The organism is Pseudomonas sp. S2_A10 (genome assembly GCF_054668465.1).
Map to the genome: position 1 here is coordinate 1,192,516 of NZ_CP162773.1, position 17,222 is coordinate 1,209,737.

Sequence of the window (17,222 nt, forward strand, 5' to 3'; positions counted from 1 at the left end):
CTCGCCGAGCGTTATGGAGAGGCTTGGCGACGGCCCGCTCATTTGCCCATACCCCCCCTATCTGCTAGTGTCGCGCCGGTTTAACGTCTACCGGAAATTGCCGCCATGGCCCGCAAAAAAGCTGCACTGGATTTCGAACAATCCCTCGCCGACCTGCAAACACTGGTCGAGCGTCTGGAGAACGGTGAATTGTCGCTGGAAGACTCGCTGACCGCTTTCGAGCAGGGCATCGGCCTGACACGTGACTGCCAGGCGGCGCTGGCCCAGGCCGAGCAGAAAGTGCAGGTGCTGCTGGAGCGCGATGGCGAGCTCGCCGAGGAACCCTTCGACGCGGATGAGCCAGAATGATCGCGGCGTATTCGGCGAGCAGTCAGGCCCGGGTCAACGCGGCGCTGGAAACGCTGTTCAACGCGCCGCTGCCGGAACTGGCGCGGCTCTACGAAGCTATGCGCTACAGCGTGATGAACGGCGGCAAGCGCGTGCGCCCGTTGCTGGCTTACGCGGCGTGCGAAGCCCTCGGCGCAAAGGCTGAACAGGCCAGTGGCGCGGCCTGTGCGGTCGAGTTGATCCACGCCTACTCGCTGGTGCATGACGATTTGCCGGCGATGGACGATGACGATCTGCGTCGCGGCCAGCCGACGACCCACAAGAAATTCGACGAAGCCTGCGCGATCCTCGCCGGTGACGGCTTGCAGAGCCTGGCCTTCAGCGCCCTGCTCGACCCGCGCCTGAGCGATTGCAGCAGCGAAATCCGTCTGCAGATGGTCACGGCGCTGGCGCACGCAGCCGGTCCGGCGGGCATGGTCGGTGGCCAGGCCATCGACCTCGGTTCGGTCGGTCTCAAGCTCGATCAAACGGCCCTCGAGCAGATGCACCGACACAAGACCGGCGCGCTGATTGAAGTCAGCGTCAAGCTTGGTGCCCTGGCCAGCGGCCGCGCCCAGCCTGATCAGCTGCAGGCATTGCAGACTTATGCACAGGCCATCGGCCTGGCCTTTCAGGTGCAGGACGACATCCTCGACGTGGAAAGCGACACCGCGACCCTCGGCAAACGTCAGGGCGCCGACATTGCCCGGGACAAACCGACCTACCCGGCCCTGCTCGGCCTCGACGCTGCCAAGGCCTACGCTCTGGAACTGCGCGATCAGGCCCTGCAGGCGCTGCGACCGTTTGACGCGGCCGCCGAGCCGTTGCGCGAGCTGGCGCGGTATATCGTCGAGCGGCGCAACTGACGGCGTATCGGCCAAAAAAGACCAACGCGTGGGCAGGGGCCGATGCATCAGGTAAACTGCCGCATCTTTTATACCTATAACGATTCGCCTGATGCCCACGACGTTTCATGAGATTCCCCGCAAGCGCCCGACCACGCCCCTGCTCGACCGCGCGAACACGCCGGACGGCCTGCGCCGGTTAGGCGAAGCCGAGCTGGAAACCCTGGCCGATGAGTTGCGCCTGGAATTGCTCTACACGGTCGGCCAGACCGGTGGGCATTTCGGTGCCGGCCTGGGCGTGATCGAGCTGACTATCGCGCTGCATTACGTCTTCGACACCCCGGACGACCGTCTGCTGTGGGACGTCGGGCATCAGGCGTATCCGCACAAGATCCTCACCGGTCGCCGCGAGCGCATGGCCAGCCTGCGTCAGAAGGACGGCATTGCCGCATTCCCGCGCCGCTCCGAGAGCGAGTACGACACCTTTGGCGTCGGCCACTCCAGCACTTCGATCAGCGCCGCGCTGGGCATGGCCATTGCTGCCCGCCTGCAGGACAGCGATCGCAAGGCCATTGCCGTGATCGGCGACGGCGCGCTGACCGCCGGCATGGCCTTCGAGGCGCTCAACCATGCGCCGGAAGTCAACGCCAACATGCTGGTGATTCTCAACGACAACGATATGTCGATCTCGCGCAACGTCGGCGGGTTGTCGAATTATCTGGCGAAGATCCTTTCCAGCCGCACATACGCGAGCATGCGCGAGGGCAGCAAGAAAGTCCTTTCGCGCCTGCCCGGCGCCTGGGAAATCGCCCGTCGTACCGAAGAATATGCCAAAGGCATGCTGGTCCCCGGCACCCTGTTCGAAGAGCTGGGCTGGAATTACATCGGCCCGATCGACGGCCACGATCTGCCAACCTTGATCGCCACCCTGCGCAACATGCGCGATCTCAAAGGCCCGCAGTTCCTGCACATCGTCACCAAGAAAGGCAAAGGCTTCGCCCCGGCGGAAGTCGACCCGATCGGCTACCACGCCATCACCAAACTCGAACCTCTGGACGCCCCGGCCGCCGCGCCGAAAGCCGCCAGCGGGCCGAAGTATTCGGCGGTGTTCGGCGAGTGGCTGTGCGACATGGCGGTGGCTGACGCTCGTCTGGTCGGAATTACCCCGGCGATGAAAGAAGGCTCGGATCTGGTGGCGTTCAGCGAGCGCTTCCCCGAGCGTTATTTCGATGTGGCGATTGCCGAGCAGCACGCGGTCACTTTCGCTGCCGGCATGGCCTGCGAAGGCGCGAAACCGGTGGTGGCGATCTATTCGACATTCCTGCAACGCGGTTACGACCAACTGGTACACGACGTCGCCGTGCAGAACCTTGACGTGCTGTTCGCCATCGACCGTGCCGGCCTGGTCGGCGAAGACGGCCCGACCCACGCTGGCAGCTACGACCTGTCGTACCTGCGCTGCATCCCGGGCATGCTCATCATGACCCCGAGCGATGAAAACGAATTGCGCAAGATGCTCACCACCGGCCACCTCTACAACGGCCCGGCGGCAGTGCGTTACCCGCGTGGCAGCGGGCCGAATGCAGTCATCGAAAAAGATCTCGAAGCGATCGAAATCGGCAAGGGCATCGTCCGTCGTCAGGGCAGCACAGTCGCCATGCTGGTGTTCGGCGTGCAACTGAGCGAAGCCTTGAAAGTCGCCGAGAAGCTCGACGCCACCGTGGTCGACATGCGTTTCGTCAAACCGCTGGATGAAGCGCTGGTGCGCGAGATCGCCGGCAACCACGAGTTGCTGGTGACTATCGAAGAGAACGCAATCATGGGCGGCGCCGGTGGCGCGGTCAGCGAATTCCTCGCCCGCGAGAACATCCTCAAGTCGATGCTGCATCTGGGCTTGCCGGACATTTACGTCGAGCATGCGAAACCGGCGCAGATGCTTGCCGAGTGCGGGCTGGATGAGGCCGGGATCGAAGCGTCGATTCGCCAGCGGCTGGCATTGCTCAACAGCTGACGCAATCCCTTGTAGGAGCTGCCGAAGGCTGCGATCTTTTGATCTTGCTCTTCGGCAGCTCCGGAACCTTTAAAAAGCAAAATCAAAAGATCGCAGCCTTCGGCAGCTCCTACATGGTTTTGCAAAGACCATAGATTGCCATGAACCTCTCCCGCCTCGCCCTGCCCTTCCTCCTGCTGCCAACCGCAAGCGCTGTCGCCGACACCTTCGAGCGCGATCAGGCGCTGAAGCTGCCGGACACGTTGATCAGCGCCAATCGTCAGGTCGAGGCGCGCAACGACAGCAGCGCCGCCAACACCGTGTTCACCCGCGAAGACATTGATCGCCTGCAACCAAGCGACGTGCCCGATCTGCTGCGTCGCGTGCCCGGCGTGCAAGTGGCGCAGACTGGCGGGCGCGGCAGTCTGCCGGGGATCTACATTCGCGGCACGCAATCGGCGCAGAGCCTGGTGCTGGTCGATGGCCAGCGCATCGGCAACTCGACTTCCGGCGACAGCAACCTGCAGCATCTGAACATCGAGCAGATCGAGCGCGTCGAAGTGCTGCGTGGTTCGCGCTCGGTGATTTACGGCAGCGACGCGATTGGCGGGGTAATCCAGATCTTCACCCGACGCGGCACTGGGCAAGGCTTGCAGCCACGCCTGCACTTCGGCTTCGGCAGCCAACAGAGTTGGCAGCGCAGCCTCGGTTTGTCCGGCGGTGACGACAAAACCCGTTTCAACCTCGGCGCCAGCCTCGACGAAACGGCCGGGCTCGACCGTACTCACGATTCGTATCCAAGCGACAGCGACCATGACGCCTATCGCAACAAATCCCTCAGCCTGAGCCTCAGCCACGCGCTGAACGAGGACATCGAAGTCGGCGCCAACCTGCTGGATAACCGTGGCAGGAGCGAATTCGACAATCCGTTCGGCCGCTTCGACATGGACACGTTTGAGTCGGTGCAACAGCAGCCGTACAGCGACTTCAATATCAGTAGCGTGAGCAGTTACGTCGATGCGCGGGTCAACGAAACCTGGAAAACCCGCGTCGAATTCGGCCACAGCGAAAACCGCGAGAAGACTTTCGACAAGCTCAGTGACGAGCGCACGGTGTTCAACACCTATCGCGACTCAGTGAACTGGCAGAACGACCTGACGCTCGACCCGCGCAACAGCCTGATCCTCGGTGGTGACTGGTACGAAGACCGGATCAACAGCAGCACTGCGTTCGACGAGGACAGCCGCTGGAATCGCGCAGCGTTCATCCAGCATCGCTATCAGGCCGACAGCTTCTCCACCGAGATCGGCGTGCGCCACGACGACAACCAGCAGTTCGGCAGCCAGAACACTTGGAGCGGCACTTTCACCCTGCCGCTCAATCCGGATAACGACGTGCTGCTGAGCTACAGCGAAGGGTTCCGTGCGCCGACCTTCAACGACCTGTACTACCCGGATTTCAGCAATCCCGACCTGAAACCGGAAACCTCGAAAAGCTACGAACTGCAATGGCGCAGCCAATTGAGCGACAGCGCGCGGCTGGAAGCCTCGATTTACCGCACCGATCTGCAAGACGCGATCATCTTCGGTAGCAACTCACGCCCGCAGAACGTTGCGTCAGCGCGCATCAACGGTTTTGAAGCAGCGCTGAAGCAGGAGCTGTTTGGCTGGCAGAGCAATCTCGGCGTGGCGATCATTGACCCGCGAGATCGCGATACCGGGCATACCCTGGCGCGACGGGCGCGGCGCACGGCCAGTTGGGATCTGGATCGGCAGTTCGATCGCTTGGGTGTGGGCGCCAGCTGGCAATTGGTCAGTGGCAGTTACGACGACTTGAACAACACCCAGTCGCTTGGCGGCTACGGCACGCTCGGGCTGCGCAGCAGTTGGGCGCTGAACCGTGAGATCAAGCTGGATCTGAAGGTAGATAACTTGCTGGACAAGGGCTACAGCCGGGCGAACTACAGCTATGACGGCGCGCAGTATGGCTATCGCGAGGAAGGTCGGGCGTGGATGTTTGGGGTCACCTGGACTCCTGAACTCTGAGCTGAGATTTGTATTGGCTGGCTGGCCTCTTCGCGAGCAGGCTCGCTCCCACAGTAGACTGAGTGCGGCCACACAGTTTGTTTTCACCGCAAATCCAGTGTGGGAGCGAGCCTGCTCGCGAATACAGGCGATGCGGTCTACCGATCCGGCGCGATCAATTGGCAGAGTTTGGCGGTCGCACTGATCATCTGACCACTGGGCCGTTCCAGGCCTTTGTCAGTGACCAATAGCAGTCTCCCCTGCCTGACCGCCGCCACCTGCGGCCAGGCCTTCCACGCCCCTAGCTGGGCCTGATCACCTGCGACAATCACCTCGGGATCACGCTGCAATACCGCCTCGATACTCACTTGTGGTGCCGGCAGATTCAGCTCGGCGAAGACATTGCGCGCGCCGCACACCTCAAGCGCATCGCTGATGATCTGCCCGCCACCGATGGTGTACAGCGGCTTGTCCCAGACCTGATAAAACACCCGCAGCGGCACATCACGACGATAACGCTGGCGCAGATCATTCAGCTGCTCGCGCAATTCGGCCGCTCGTTTCGCCCCACGTTCAGGACGCCCCAGCTGTTTACTGATCGCTTCGATTTGCGTCGCCAGTTGCGCCAATGTATGCGGCTCGGCGACGAAGGTTGGAATGTTCAGACGTTTGAGCTGATCACGCTGCCCGGCGCCGACGCTGCCGGGCCAGAGCAGCAGCAAATCCGGCTTCAGGCTGAGCAAGCGCTCCATGTCGAGCTGACCGTAGCGCCCCACAGACGCAACATCGGCAATTGCCGGCGGCCGCTCGCCCGCATCCAGCACGCCGACCAACAGGTCGGCAGAGTCCAGTTCAACGACGATTTCGGAAAGCGACGGCGCGAGGCTGACCACCCGCAATGCGGCCGGAACCTGACTGCTCAGGGCGAGCAGCACAACCGCCAGCCACAGGCGAGGCATCAACCGAGTTGACGCGGAATACGGTAGAGGTAGAACAGCACGGCGGTGGACAGCGCCAGCAGCATCAACGGCACGGCTTCGAGGCCGACGAACACCGCCAGTGCGCCAATCCAGGCCGGCAGGGACGCTACCAGCAACGCCGTACGCCGACGCGCCGCAAGGGCAATCCAGGCGGCGGGTTCTTCGGCGGTATCGAGGGCTTTTTGCGTGGCGATCAGGGCGTGTTTGTAGCGGGCGAAATACTTCAGGCTGACAAACATCGAGGCGACGCCGGCGATGAACAAGGGCATCGCCAGCACTGGCAACAGGCCCTGGCCTTCACCGAACAGCGCGTTGAGCACGAACAGCGGCAACAGCGCCAGCGCCAGGTATTGCCACCAGGCCACCGCCAACCGCCGCCGCACCTGGCCGCGGGTCACGCGCGGTCGGCCTCGCCCTGATGCTCGTTGCCCATCATGTGGTCGAGCTTGCTGGCCTTGGTCGCCAGGTAGAGTTTGTTGTGCGGATTGTGGCCGGTGTGCAGCGGCACGCGTTCGGCGACGACGATGCCCATGTCGGTCAGCGCTTTGACCTTGCGCGGGTTGTTGGTCATCAAGCGCAGGGATTTCACGCCCAAGTGTTCGAGCATCGGCAGGCACATGGCGTAGTCGCGCTGATCGGCAGCAAAGCCCAGACGCTCGTTGGCTTCCACGGTGTCAGCGCCGCCATCCTGCAACTCGTAGGCACGGATCTTGTTCAGCAGACCGATGCCGCGCCCTTCCTGACGCAGATACAGCAGCACGCCCCGGCCTTCGCGGGCGATCGCCTGCAACGCGGCTTCCAGTTGCGAGCCGCAGTCACAACGCTGGCTGAACAAGGCATCGCCGGTCAGGCATTCGGAATGCAGGCGACCGAGTACCGGGGCGCCATCGGCAATTTCACCGAGGCTCAGCACGACGTGCTCACGCCCGGTGCTCTCATCGAGAAAGCCGTGCATGGTGAATTGCGCAAAAGGCGTTGGCAGCTTGGAAGCGGCGACGAAGACGACAGGCACCGATGTGCTCCTGATCTAGAAGACTGAAAATTCGCAGGCCGGCATTGTAACAGCAGGTTCCTGTAGACGCTTAGGCTGAATTATCGGGCATAAACATCAAAAAGTTTGATGACAGCTGCCGCCAGCACCGCCGCTCCCTGTAGGAGCTGTCGAGTGCAACGAGGCTGCGATCTTTTGATCTGGCTTGATATCAAGATCAAAAGATCGCAGCGTGCCGCAGCTCCTACAGGGATTTGCGTTGGGCTTCAGTTCGGGTTGAACGGATACGGCTGCTTCCACCTCTCGAAGACCGGCTTCAGCTCTCCGCTCTTGACCAGTTCCGCCATGCGCCGGTCATACAGCGCCATCAACGCGCGAGCCTGCGGGGTATCAGCGAAACCGAGAAACAGCGGCAACTCAGCCAGATGCGAATAGCGAAACTGCGCGGGATCTGCGGCATCGCGCACGACCGCTTCAATCTCGGTCAGCGCATCGATGTAGTAATCCGCCCGGCCCTGCTTGAGCATCAGCAGAATGCCGGTGCGCCTTTCGATCTGGTTGAAGCGCTGGATGTTCGGCAAGTAGTTTTCGTAACGGTAGCCGCGCACCCAGGCCAAACGGTATCTGCCCAGGGTCGCCAGGGTCGGCGGCGGGCTGCTGGCCAGGCCCAGCGCGTAGATGTGATCGGAATCGAACTTCCACTGCGGGTACAGCACCTGCGTGGCTTCGTCGCGGTAGGAGCCGACCAGCGCGTCGACTTCCTTCAACTGCACCAACCCGATCGAACGGGTGTACGGCACCGTGCGGATATCCAGCTTGACCCCGGCCGGCTCGAACACTTTGCGCAACACGTCCCAGGCCAGACCGTGACCATCGGCGGCGGTGTAATCCTCCCAGTCTTCGCTGGCCAGGTGGATGACCGCGGGCACAGGCGCGGCGGCCTGCGCGTGGGCGAACGTGCCCAGCAGAGCCAGAAGCAGCAGCGCCAACCCGCGTCGCAGCATTGCGTGGTTCCTCACGTGAGTCGAATCAGGCGAATACCCATACCAGCCCTTGCATCGCCAGCCAGGCGAACACACCGGCCAGCACGTCGTCGAGCATGATGCCGACGCCGCCATGCACATGCTTGTCGATCCAGCGGATCGGCCACGGCTTGAGAATATCGAAGAAGCGGAACACCAGAAAACCCGCGAGCAACCAGTACCAGCCTTCCGGCACCAGCCACAGGGTGATCCACATGCCGACCATTTCGTCCCAGACGATGCCTTCGTGGTCGTGAACGCGCAAATCGTCAGCGACTTTGCCGCACAGCCAGAAGCCGAACAGCATGGTGATGCCGAGCATCAGCCAGTAGCCCCAGTCGGGCAGCATCTGCCACAGCGGAATGAACGGCAGCGCCACCAGCGAACCCCACGTGCCCGGGGCTTTTGGCAACGTGCCGGAGCCGAAGCCGAACGCGAGGAAATGCCACGGATTGCGCCAGACCGAAGGAGGCACGAATTCGGCAGGAACCTGTTTCGGGTGATCTGTCACGGTGTCTCCTGAAAATGTTGGTAGCCGCGAATCTGCGGAGTGATGTCGCGTCGGTCGCGGTCCAGCAGCAGCACGCCCTGGCCCGGCAGCACTTGCCCGATCACATGGATCGGCCAGCCGTCGGCCAGCAGTGCCGGCAACTCGGCGGACGGCAAGGTGAAGGCCAGTACGTAATCATCACCACCGCTCAATGCCGCGCGCTCGGCACCGCGCTGGCCGAGAAACGCGACTAAAGCATCCGACAACGGTACACGCTCGCGTTCAATCTCAAGTCGCACCTTCGACGCCAGCGCGATATGCCCGCAATCGGCGAGCAGGCCGTCGGAGATGTCCAGTGCCGCCGTGGCCTTGCCGCGCAGGGCCTGACCGAGCGCCAGTTGCGGTTGTGGCGACCAGTAATGATCGAGCAGCGGCTGGGCGATATGCGCTTCGGCATCACGTTGAGCCAATACCAGCGGCAAGGCGCCGGCCGCATTGCCCAGTTCGCCGCCGACGCAGAGCAGATCACCGGCCTGCGCACCGCTGCGGGTCAAGGCCTGGCCAGCGGGTACGCGGCCGAACACGGTGACCGTCAGGCTCAACGGCCCGCGCGTGGTATCGCCGCCGACCAGGGCGACGCCGCAGCTTTGCGCCATGCGGTTCAGACCACGGGCATAGGCTTGCAGCCAATCGGCGGTTACCGTCGGTAAGGTCAGGGCAAGGGTGAAGGCAACGGGCGCGGCGCCCATGGCGGCCAGGTCACTGACCGCGACGGCCAGCGAGCGCTGACCGAGCAGAAACGGATCGCAGGGGTCGGCGAAATGCACACCGGCCACCAGCGTATCGGTGGAAACCGCCAGCTGTTCCCCTGCGGGAACCGCCAGCAAGGCGCAGTCGTCGCCGATCCCCAGAGCAACGCCTTCGCCGCCCTGCGCACAAGGCGCGGCGGCGAAGAAATTGCGGATCAGCTCAAACTCGCCCATGGCCGAGAAAAAGTATTCAAGCGCCGATCAGCGCTTGAACGCCTTCACTTCAGCTTCACGCAGGCGCGGGGCCAGCTTGTCGAGCACACCGTTGACGAACTTGTGGCCGTCGGTCGAACCGAACACCTTGGCCAGTTCGATACCTTCGTTGATCACAACGCGGTACGGCACGTCGACGCGCTTGAGCAGTTCCCAGGTCGACAGGCGCAGAACCGCCAGTTCAACCGGGTCGAGCTCTTCGATCGCCAGATCCAGGCAAGGCGTCAGGGCAGTGTCGATTTCGGTCTTGAACTGCGGAACCCCGTGAAGGATTTCACGGAAGTAGGCGCCGTCGACATCGGTGAAATCGTTATCAACGCGAAACTGCGCTTCGATCTCGTTCAGCGATTGCCGGGCCATGTGCCACTGGTACAGCGCCTGGGTCGCGAGCTGACGGGCTTCGCGACGCTTGGCGCTCTTCGACGGCTTGCCGGCATCCGAAGGTTTCGGATCGCGCGGGTTGAAACGATCGCTTTCGTCGCTAATCACTTGGCCTCCAACTGTGCCAGCAGGCTGACCATTTCCAGAGCGGACAGGGCAGCTTCGGCACCTTTGTTACCGGCCTTGGTGCCGGAACGTTCGATGGCTTGCTCGATGGAATCGACGGTCAGCACGCCGAACGCAACCGGTACGCCGAATTCCATGGAAACCTGGGCCAGGCCTTTGGTGCACTCGCCAGCCACGTATTCGAAGTGCGGAGTACCGCCACGAATGACCGCGCCGAGGGCGATGATCGCTGCGAACTCGCCTTTCTGGGCGACTTTCTGCGCAACCAGCGGGATTTCGAAGGCGCCCGGTGCGCGGATGATGGTGATGTCGCTTTCGCTCACGCCGTGGCGAACCAGGGCATCAACGGCACCGCTGACCAGGCTTTCAACCACGAAGCTGTTGAAGCGGCCCACTACCAGAGCGTAGCGGCCTTTAGGGGCGATGAAGGTACCTTCGATGGTCTTCAGGGTCATTCGTCAGTTCTCTAAAAGAGCCGGGACGCGTCTGCTACGCGCCCCTCAGTGATTATTTGCCGCGAATTGGAGTCCGGAAACAGCCGGTCATTATTCGGAGGGCACGTATTCTACAACTTCCAGATCGAAACCGGATATCGCATTGAACTTCATTGGTGCCGACATCAAGCGCATCTTGCGCACGCCGAGGTCACGCAGGATCTGCGAACCGGCCCCGACAATGCTGTAGGTGGTCGGTTTTTTCGGCGCTGCCTGCTCGCCGGTTTCACGGATATGCGCCAGCAGCACGTCACCATCAAGCGGGTGACCGAGCAGCAGCACCACACCGCTGCCGGCCTCGGCGACCGCAGCCATGGCGGCGCGCAGGCTCCAGCGGCCCGGTTGCTTGACCATCAGCAGGTCGCGCAGCGGGTCCATGTTGTGCACGCGAACCAGCGTCGGCTCCTCAGCGCAGACAGTGCCCAGCGTCAGGGCCATGTGCACGTCGCCTTCCACCGAATCACGATAGGTCACCAGGTTGAATTGGCCCAGTTCGCTATCCAGCGGCTGCTCGGCAATCCGCTGAACGGTACGTTCGTGGATCATCCGGTAGTGAATCAGGTCGGCGATGGTGCCGATCTTGATGTTGTGTTCGGCGGCGAATGCTTCGAGTTCAGCGCGACGGGACATGGTGCCGTCGTCGTTCATCACTTCGCAGATCACCCCGCTCGGCTCGAAACCGGCCATGCGCGCCAGGTCGCAAGCGGCTTCGGTGTGGCCGGCGCGAGCGAGGGTGCCGCCGGCCTGGGCCATCAGCGGGAAAATGTGACCCGGGCTGACGATGTCTTCAGCCTTGGCGTCTTTGGCGGCTGCCGCTTGCACGGTGCGCGCGCGATCGGCGGCGGAGATGCCGGTGGTCACGCCTTCGGCGGCTTCGATCGAAACGGTGAACTTGGTGCCGAAACCGGAACCGTTGCGTGGCGCCATCAGCGGCAGCTTCAACAGTTCGCAGCGCTCACGGCTCATCGGCATGCAGATCAGGCCACGGGCGTGCTTGGCCATGAAGTTGATGTGTTCGGCCTGGCAGCATTCGGCGGCCATGATCAGGTCGCCTTCGTTCTCGCGGTCTTCGTCATCCATGAGGATGACCATCTTGCCTTGGCGGATGTCTTCAACCAGTTCTTCGATGCTATTGAGCGCCACAAGGCACCCCCTTCAGTCAGGATTTGAGGTAGCCGTTTTGGGCCAGAAAGCTTTCGGTGATGGTGCTGCCGGCGGTCTTTTCCGCAGCCTTGTCACCCAGCAGCAGACGCTCCAGATAACGCGCCAGCAAGTCGACCTCCAGGTTCACCCGGCGGCCCGGCTTGTAAGAAGCCATGATGGTTTCGCTGAGGGTGTGCGGAATGATCGTCAGCATGAATTCGGCGCCATCGACTTCGTTCACGGTCAGGCTGGTACCGTCGACGGTGATCGAGCCTTTATGGGCGATGTACTTGGCCAGCTCTTTCGGCGCACGGATGCGAAATTCCACGGCGCGGGCGTTGTCGCTGCGCGAGACCACTTCGCCGACACCATCGACGTGACCGCTGACCAGATGCCCGCCGAGGCGAGTGGTCGGGGTCAGGGCTTTTTCCAGATTGACCGGGCTGCCGCTTTTCAGGTCATTCATGGCGGTGCAATCAAGGGTTTCGCGGCTGACGTCGGCGGCAAAGCCGTCGCCCGGCAACTCGACGGCGGTCAGGCAAACGCCGTTGACCGCGATGCTGTCGCCGAGTTTGACGTCACTCAGATCGAGCTTGCCGGTTGCGACGTGCACCCGCACATCACCGCCCTTTGGGGTCAGTGCGCGGATACTGCCGATGGATTCGATGATGCCGGTGAACATGGGGTTCTCCTTGAGAACGAGGCCAGCGCTAACGCAATGGCCGGGAATTATACGCGGGCTGAAGGGACAGGGATCGCAGTGACCCGCCAGTCATCGCCCACCGCGCGGATTTCAGTGATTTTCAGCTCTGGCGCGTCTTTCATCTGCGCCAGCGGCCAGTCGAGCAGCGGACGCGCCGTGGAGCCGAGGAATTTGCCGGCAATGAAGATCACGAATTCGTCGACCAACCCCAATTGCGCAAAGGCACCGGCCAGACGCGGCCCGGCCTCGACCAGCACCTCGTTGGTGCCTCGATTGGCCAGTTCGATGAGCAATTGATGCAGATCGACCTGGCCGTCGGCACCCGGCACGATCAGGCATTCCGGGCCATTGGCGTATTGCTCCTCGACCGCGACACAGGTGGCGACCAGCGCCGGCCCGGCCTTGAAGAACGGCGCATCCAGCGGCACTCGCAGGCGGCCATCGATCAACACGCGCAATGGCGGGCGGCTCATGGCCAGCGCAGTTTGCTCACTGTCCAGACCGAGTTCGTCCGCGCGCACGGTCAAGCGTGCGCCATCGGCCAGCACCGTGTCGGCGCCGGTCAGCACTACCGCCGCCTCAGCGCGCAAACGCTGCACCGCCGAACGCGCCGCCGGGCCGGTGATCCATTGGCTCTCGCCGCTTTCCATCGCCGTGCGCCCGTCGAGGCTCATGGCCAACTTGACCCGCACGAATGGCAAGCCGAACTCCATGCGTTTCAGAAAACCTTGATTGAGCTTGCGTGCTTCCGCTTCCAGCACCCCACTTTCAGTGGCGATACCGGCCTCGGCCAGGCGCTGCAAACCGCGCCCGGCAACTTGTGGATTGGGATCACGCATCGCCGCCACGACCCGGGCAACGCCAGCGGTCACCAAGGCGTCGGCACACGGCGGCGTGCGCCCGTGGTGGCTGCAAGGTTCGAGGGTCACATACGCCGTGGCGCCCCGGGCCTGCTCGCCGGCGGCGCGCAGGGCGTGGACTTCGGCATGGGGTTCGCCGGCGCGCTCATGCCAGCCTTCGCCGACAATCTGCCCGTCACGCACCACCACGCAACCGACCCGCGGATTGGGATGGGTGGTGTAGTGGCCCTTGCGCGCCAGTTCCAGCGCGCGCGCCATGAAATGCGCGTCGAGGATCGCCTGCTCGGCGGCGGTGGTCATTCTTTCACCGGTTCGCGGGCGAGGCGGTCGATCTCTTCGCGGAATTCATTGAGGTCCTGGAAGCGCTTGTACACCGAAGCGAAGCGGATGTAGGCGACTTCATCAAGCTTTTGCAGCTCGGCCATGACCAGTTCGCCGACCACGAGGGACTTGACCTCGCGCTCGCCGGTGGCGCGCAGCTTGTGCTTGATGTGGACCAGAGAGGATTCGAGGCGCTCGACGCTGACCGGACGTTTCTCCAGCGCGCGTTGCATGCCGGCGCGGAGTTTTTCTTCGTCGAACGGTTGGCGGCTGCCGTCGGTTTTGATCAGGCGCGGCAACACCAGTTCGGCCGTCTCGAACGTCGTGAATCGTTCGCCGCAGGCCAGGCATTCACGCCGGCGGCGCACCTGTTCGCCCTCGGCGACCAGACGCGAGTCGATGACCTTGGTGTCGTTGGCACCGCAGAAGGGACAGTGCATGGTGGCTGGCAACAAAAAATGGGAGGGCCATGGTAGCGCATCCCCGTGGCAAGACAAGCCATAGGCTTTGCGGTATACAGAACGGCATGATCGTCTGATCCATGGAATTCATTCTGCCGGAGCCTCCAATGCCGTTACGTCCGCTCGTTCTGCTCAGTCTTTTCAGCCTGCTGGTGGCCTGTGGCAGCGACGCACCCAAGCCGCAACCGCCGACCCCAGGCCCCGCGCCGCAGCAGGCGCAGAAAAAAGCCAAAGAGGCTGCCGAACTCGGCCCGCTGCCGGCGCATCAGCGCGAATTGAGCGGCAGCCTGCAAGGGGTGCCGGCCGGCGCCGAAGTCGAACTGGCGCTCCTGGTGATCGATGAAAAGGACCGCCCACAGCAACTGCTCGCCAGTTCCAGCCTGATCGGCAACAACCAGATCCTGCCGTTTCACCTGCGGTTCAACCCCGAGGCGTTTCCGGCCGGCGCACGGGTCGAGCTGCGCGGGCGCGCCAGCCAGTCCGGGCAACTGATCCTGCATCTACCGTCGCAGACCATCACCCAACCGACCACTCAGGCGTTGGGCCAGCTGCAATTCGTCAAAGCGCCATGACAGCACCGCTCGACCTGCAACAGGCCTTGGGGGAGTTGCTCGGCAACGCCAGACTGAAAGCCTGCGCGTTGCCGGGCACCGATTTGCAGCTGTGGTTGATCGACGGCGACAACATGGCCCGCGAATTCAGCCAGGAAGAAACCCAGCGCATCCTGCATGAACCGCCCTATTGGAGTTTTTGCTGGGCCAGCGGCTTGGCCGTGGCGCGTTATCTGGCACGGTTTCCAGAGTGGGTGCGCGGCAAGCGCGTGCTGGATTTCGGCGCCGGCTCCGGGATTGCCGGGATCGCGGCGGTGAAGGCCGGGGCGCTGGAAGTGGTGGCCTGCGATCTCGATCCGCTGGCGATTTCCGCGTGCAAGGCGAACGCCGAGCTCAACAATGTGCAGATGAGCTACTCGATGGACTTCTTTGCCGAGGCCGATCGCTTCGATCTGATCCTGGTCGCCGACGTGTTGTACGACCGGGCGAACTTGCCGCTGCTCGACGCGTTTCTCAGTCGCGGACGCGAGGCGCTGGTGGCGGATTCACGGGTGCGGGATTTTCGGCATCCGTTGTATGAACGGATCGAGATGCTGGAGGCGATGACCCTCCCCGATCTGGCCGAGCCCGAAGAATTCAGACATGTCAGCCTCTACCATGCACGGCGCTAGCTAAAAGCTTCGCGAGCAGGCTCGCTCCCACACTGGATCTGTGCCGTTCATAAATCCCCTGTGGGAGCGAGCCTGCTCGCGAAGGCGTCCGCCCATGCAACACACCTCTCGACCCGCCCCGCTTCCGGCCACCCCCCACCAAGCCTTATAGTTGCCCCATCCACGCTTTGACGAGATCCCCCATGAGTGAGCAAACGCCGTACATCTTCGACGCCACGACTGCCGATTTCGACCAGTCGGTGATCGAAGCCTCCTTCAACAAACCGGTGCTGGTGGATTTCTGGGCCGAATGGTGTGCGCCGTGCAAGGCGTTGATGCCGATGCTGCAAGGCATTGCCGAGAGCTATCAGGGCGAGTTGCTGCTGGCCAAGGTCAACTGCGACATCGAGCAGGACATCGTCGCCCGCTTCGGCATCCGCAGCCTGCCGACCGTGGTGCTGTTCAAGGACGGTCAGCCGGTCGATGGCTTTGCCGGGGCACAACCGGAATCCGCCGTGCGCGCCCTGCTCGAACCGCATGTGCAGATGCCGCCACCGGCCGCTGCCGACCCGTTCGAACAGGCTCAGGCGATGTTCGACGACGGTCACTTCGCCGAGGCGGAAGCGGCGCTGGTGACCCTGCTCAATGAAGACAATACCAACGCCAGGGCGCTGATCCTTTACGCACGCTGCCTGACCGAACGCGGCGAGCTGGGCGAAGCGCAAACCGTGCTCGACGCGGTCAAGAGCGATGAGCACAAAGCCGCACTCGCTGGGGCCAAGGCGCAGATCCAGTTCCTCGGCCTCGCCCGCGACCTGCCGGACGCCGCCGACCTGAAAAGCCGCCTGGCGCAAAATCCGCAGGATGATGAAGCGGTGTACCAACTGGCGATCCAGCAACTGGCGCGCCAGCAATACGAAGCGGCGCTGGACGCCTTGCTGAAGCTATTCATCCGCAACCGCAGCTACGGCGAAGGCTTGCCGCACAAGACCTTGCTGCAGGTGTTCGAACTGCTGGGCAATGATCATCCGTTGGTGACGGCTTACCGTCGCAAAGTGTTTGCGGCGCTGTATTAAGGCCTTACCCGATCCAGCTATAGAGCGGCGTATCCCCGCCGCTCGCCACTTTCACATCGGCACTGTGGCGCAGACGCACGAGCAAACGCTTGCCCGCTGCCGCACTGCCGGTGAGCGCCTCCAGCTGATCGAGCAGATCCGGCCCGCTAAGTTGCCCGGCGTTGCGCAATAAGTCTTTGGCCACCTGCCACAGCGCATCGTCCTGATTCACCGGCTTCGCCGCCGGGGCCGACGCCACTGCCTCAGACTGCGCGACCGGCGCCTGCCCGCTCAGTGCCGAACCCAGCCTCGCCCAATCGCTGTCATCCAGCTCCACCGTCAAATCCACCGGCACCTCGCCGACCGTTCCGCGTATCCGCAACATCGAGTTCGCTCCTGCACTTTTCTGACCTGCATGCTCCCATGGGACTTGTGCAACGCCAAGTAAAGGGCGCCAAACACATCTGGTAATTCCCGGTTAATCGGCTAAATTAATCTCTTTTTGCGGGAAGGATTCCCAATTTCTTCAGGACGAAAACTGGCCTCTAAAGGAGGCCCGACCTCTACAGGTGGCGTGATACTTGAAGGAAATGAGAACCTCAATATCGAAGGAAGAATAATCGCTTCCATTGGACAACTCGCCAGTTGTCCGGTCTGTGGGCCTGGCAAAGGCCCCATCGTAGCAGTGGGTGAAAGAACGCTGATTTTACCTGCCGGACCAGCTGCGCTAGAGGGTGACTACGTCGC

Annotated in this window: 20 protein-coding genes and 1 pseudogene; 8 read left to right on the forward strand and 13 right to left on the reverse strand. The window is 62.7% G+C overall.

Features of this window, described 5'->3' with window-relative positions; genetic code table 11:
- The first annotated feature begins 105 nt into the window (after window positions 1-105).
- From AB4N41_RS05465 to AB4N41_RS05480, 4 genes are all read left to right on the forward strand, one after another.
- Window positions 106-348 (forward strand): exodeoxyribonuclease VII small subunit, encoded by a 243-nt coding sequence (locus AB4N41_RS05465; protein ID WP_016772991.1) that lies wholly within the window; start codon window positions 106-108, stop codon window positions 346-348.
- On the forward strand, window positions 345-1,232 hold the full coding sequence (ispA, locus tag AB4N41_RS05470) for a (2E,6E)-farnesyl diphosphate synthase (protein WP_150742327.1): 888 nt from the start codon (window positions 345-347) through the stop codon (window positions 1,230-1,232). Before AB4N41_RS05465 ends, ispA begins: the two co-directional genes overlap by 4 nt.
- Window positions 1,233-1,323: 91 nt before the next feature.
- Window positions 1,324-3,222: a 1-deoxy-D-xylulose-5-phosphate synthase gene (gene dxs, locus AB4N41_RS05475; RefSeq protein ID WP_150742328.1), complete on the forward strand. Its 1,899-nt coding sequence runs from the start codon at window positions 1,324-1,326 to the stop codon at window positions 3,220-3,222.
- A gap of 140 nt (window positions 3,223-3,362) precedes the next feature.
- A complete protein-coding gene (locus tag AB4N41_RS05480; RefSeq protein WP_252876970.1) occupies window positions 3,363-5,246 on the forward strand; it encodes a TonB-dependent receptor domain-containing protein in 1,884 nt (627 codons plus the stop codon).
- 137 nt (window positions 5,247-5,383) lie between these two features.
- On the opposite strand, the gene AB4N41_RS05485 is transcribed toward AB4N41_RS05480, so the two are convergent.
- From AB4N41_RS05485 to nrdR, 12 genes are all read right to left on the reverse strand, one after another.
- Window positions 5,384-6,184, reverse strand: coding sequence for a cobalamin-binding protein (locus AB4N41_RS05485; RefSeq protein WP_252876971.1), 801 nt, complete (start codon window positions 6,182-6,184; stop codon window positions 5,384-5,386).
- A complete protein-coding gene (locus AB4N41_RS05490; protein ID WP_041477693.1) occupies window positions 6,184-6,603 on the reverse strand; it encodes a hypothetical protein in 420 nt (139 codons plus the stop codon). The genes AB4N41_RS05485 and AB4N41_RS05490 overlap by 1 nt, the downstream gene beginning before the upstream one ends.
- Window positions 6,600-7,217 carry a GTP cyclohydrolase II gene (ribA, locus tag AB4N41_RS05495; protein WP_041477692.1) on the reverse strand — a complete coding sequence of 206 codons (618 nt, stop codon included), beginning with the start codon at window positions 7,215-7,217 and terminating at the stop codon, window positions 6,600-6,602. The genes AB4N41_RS05490 and ribA overlap by 4 nt, the downstream gene beginning before the upstream one ends.
- Before the next feature lie 245 nt (window positions 7,218-7,462).
- Window positions 7,463-8,200, reverse strand: coding sequence for a substrate-binding periplasmic protein (locus AB4N41_RS05500; protein WP_256810209.1), 738 nt, complete (start codon window positions 8,198-8,200; stop codon window positions 7,463-7,465).
- 25 nt (window positions 8,201-8,225) lie between these two features.
- Window positions 8,226-8,729: a phosphatidylglycerophosphatase A family protein gene (locus AB4N41_RS05505; RefSeq protein ID WP_039761886.1), complete on the reverse strand. Its 504-nt coding sequence runs from the start codon at window positions 8,727-8,729 to the stop codon at window positions 8,226-8,228.
- Entirely contained in the window at window positions 8,726-9,691 is a 966-nt protein-coding gene (thiL, locus tag AB4N41_RS05510) for a thiamine-phosphate kinase (protein ID WP_095181927.1), read from the reverse strand. Before thiL ends, AB4N41_RS05505 begins: the two co-directional genes overlap by 4 nt.
- A 27-nt stretch (window positions 9,692-9,718) precedes the next feature.
- Window positions 9,719-10,219, reverse strand: coding sequence for a transcription antitermination factor NusB (gene nusB / locus AB4N41_RS05515; RefSeq protein ID WP_252876974.1), 501 nt, complete (start codon window positions 10,217-10,219; stop codon window positions 9,719-9,721).
- The gene (gene ribH / locus AB4N41_RS05520; protein WP_003228649.1) at window positions 10,216-10,692 is read right to left on the reverse strand and encodes a 6,7-dimethyl-8-ribityllumazine synthase; all 477 of its coding nucleotides are present in this window, start codon (window positions 10,690-10,692) and stop codon (window positions 10,216-10,218) included. The genes nusB and ribH overlap by 4 nt, the downstream gene beginning before the upstream one ends.
- 90 nt (window positions 10,693-10,782) lie before the next feature.
- On the reverse strand, window positions 10,783-11,874 hold the full coding sequence (gene ribBA, locus AB4N41_RS05525; protein WP_039761895.1) for a bifunctional 3,4-dihydroxy-2-butanone-4-phosphate synthase/GTP cyclohydrolase II: 1,092 nt from the start codon (window positions 11,872-11,874) through the stop codon (window positions 10,783-10,785).
- 16 nt (window positions 11,875-11,890) lie between these two features.
- Window positions 11,891-12,556: a riboflavin synthase gene (locus tag AB4N41_RS05530; protein ID WP_323621170.1), complete on the reverse strand. Its 666-nt coding sequence runs from the start codon at window positions 12,554-12,556 to the stop codon at window positions 11,891-11,893.
- Window positions 12,557-12,603: 47 nt separating this feature from the next.
- A complete protein-coding gene (gene ribD, locus AB4N41_RS05535) occupies window positions 12,604-13,737 on the reverse strand; it encodes a bifunctional diaminohydroxyphosphoribosylaminopyrimidine deaminase/5-amino-6-(5-phosphoribosylamino)uracil reductase RibD (RefSeq protein WP_252878975.1) in 1,134 nt (377 codons plus the stop codon).
- Window positions 13,734-14,198, reverse strand: coding sequence for a transcriptional regulator NrdR (gene nrdR / locus AB4N41_RS05540; protein WP_007910946.1), 465 nt, complete (start codon window positions 14,196-14,198; stop codon window positions 13,734-13,736). The genes ribD and nrdR overlap by 4 nt, the downstream gene beginning before the upstream one ends.
- A 128-nt stretch (window positions 14,199-14,326) precedes the next feature.
- Here nrdR and AB4N41_RS05545 point away from each other — a divergent pair, with 128 nt between their 5' ends.
- The 3 genes from AB4N41_RS05545 to trxA all read left to right on the forward strand — a co-directional run bounded on the left by AB4N41_RS05545 (window position 14,327) and on the right by trxA (window position 16,496).
- The gene (locus AB4N41_RS05545) at window positions 14,327-14,791 is read left to right on the forward strand and encodes a YbaY family lipoprotein (RefSeq protein WP_024014493.1); all 465 of its coding nucleotides are present in this window, start codon (window positions 14,327-14,329) and stop codon (window positions 14,789-14,791) included.
- Window positions 14,788-15,441: a class I SAM-dependent methyltransferase gene (locus AB4N41_RS05550; protein WP_460138358.1), complete on the forward strand. Its 654-nt coding sequence runs from the start codon at window positions 14,788-14,790 to the stop codon at window positions 15,439-15,441. The genes AB4N41_RS05545 and AB4N41_RS05550 overlap by 4 nt, the downstream gene beginning before the upstream one ends.
- Window positions 15,442-15,623: 182 nt before the next feature.
- On the forward strand, window positions 15,624-16,496 hold the full coding sequence (gene trxA / locus AB4N41_RS05555) for a thioredoxin (protein ID WP_323621173.1): 873 nt from the start codon (window positions 15,624-15,626) through the stop codon (window positions 16,494-16,496).
- Window positions 16,497-16,500: 4 nt separating this feature from the next.
- Here the strand turns inward: trxA and AB4N41_RS05560 are convergent, their stop codons facing one another.
- Window positions 16,501-16,860 carry a hypothetical protein gene (locus AB4N41_RS05560; RefSeq protein WP_150742336.1) on the reverse strand — a complete coding sequence of 120 codons (360 nt, stop codon included), beginning with the start codon at window positions 16,858-16,860 and terminating at the stop codon, window positions 16,501-16,503.
- Between the two features lie 189 nt (window positions 16,861-17,049).
- Between AB4N41_RS05560 and AB4N41_RS05565 the strand changes: the two are divergent.
- Window positions 17,050-17,175: pseudogene (locus AB4N41_RS05565) on the forward strand (PAAR domain-containing protein); the annotation flags it as partial.
- Window positions 17,176-17,222 lie beyond the last annotated feature (47 nt).

Coding starts and splice junctions, on each gene's coding strand:
- AB4N41_RS05465 (WP_016772991.1), top strand. CDS start 106: ATGGCCCGCAAAAAAGCTGCACTGGATTTCGAACAATCCCTCGCCGAC.
- ispA (WP_150742327.1), top strand. CDS start 345: ATGATCGCGGCGTATTCGGCGAGCAGTCAGGCCCGGGTCAACGCGGCG.
- dxs (WP_150742328.1), top strand. CDS start 1,324: ATGCCCACGACGTTTCATGAGATTCCCCGCAAGCGCCCGACCACGCCC.
- AB4N41_RS05480 (WP_252876970.1), top strand. CDS start 3,363: ATGAACCTCTCCCGCCTCGCCCTGCCCTTCCTCCTGCTGCCAACCGCA.
- AB4N41_RS05485 (WP_252876971.1), bottom strand. CDS start 6,184: ATGCCTCGCCTGTGGCTGGCGGTTGTGCTGCTCGCCCTGAGCAGTCAG.
- AB4N41_RS05500 (WP_256810209.1), bottom strand. CDS start 8,200: ATGCTGCGACGCGGGTTGGCGCTGCTGCTTCTGGCTCTGCTGGGCACG.
- thiL (WP_095181927.1), bottom strand. CDS start 9,691: ATGGGCGAGTTTGAGCTGATCCGCAATTTCTTCGCCGCCGCGCCTTGT.
- ribH (WP_003228649.1), bottom strand. CDS start 10,692: ATGACCCTGAAGACCATCGAAGGTACCTTCATCGCCCCTAAAGGCCGC.
- AB4N41_RS05530 (WP_323621170.1), bottom strand. CDS start 12,556: ATGTTCACCGGCATCATCGAATCCATCGGCAGTATCCGCGCACTGACC.
- ribD (WP_252878975.1), bottom strand. CDS start 13,737: ATGACCACCGCCGCCGAGCAGGCGATCCTCGACGCGCATTTCATGGCG.
- nrdR (WP_007910946.1), bottom strand. CDS start 14,198: ATGCACTGTCCCTTCTGCGGTGCCAACGACACCAAGGTCATCGACTCG.
- AB4N41_RS05545 (WP_024014493.1), top strand. CDS start 14,327: ATGCCGTTACGTCCGCTCGTTCTGCTCAGTCTTTTCAGCCTGCTGGTG.
- AB4N41_RS05550 (WP_460138358.1), top strand. CDS start 14,788: ATGACAGCACCGCTCGACCTGCAACAGGCCTTGGGGGAGTTGCTCGGC.
- trxA (WP_323621173.1), top strand. CDS start 15,624: ATGAGTGAGCAAACGCCGTACATCTTCGACGCCACGACTGCCGATTTC.
- AB4N41_RS05560 (WP_150742336.1), bottom strand. CDS start 16,860: ATGTTGCGGATACGCGGAACGGTCGGCGAGGTGCCGGTGGATTTGACG.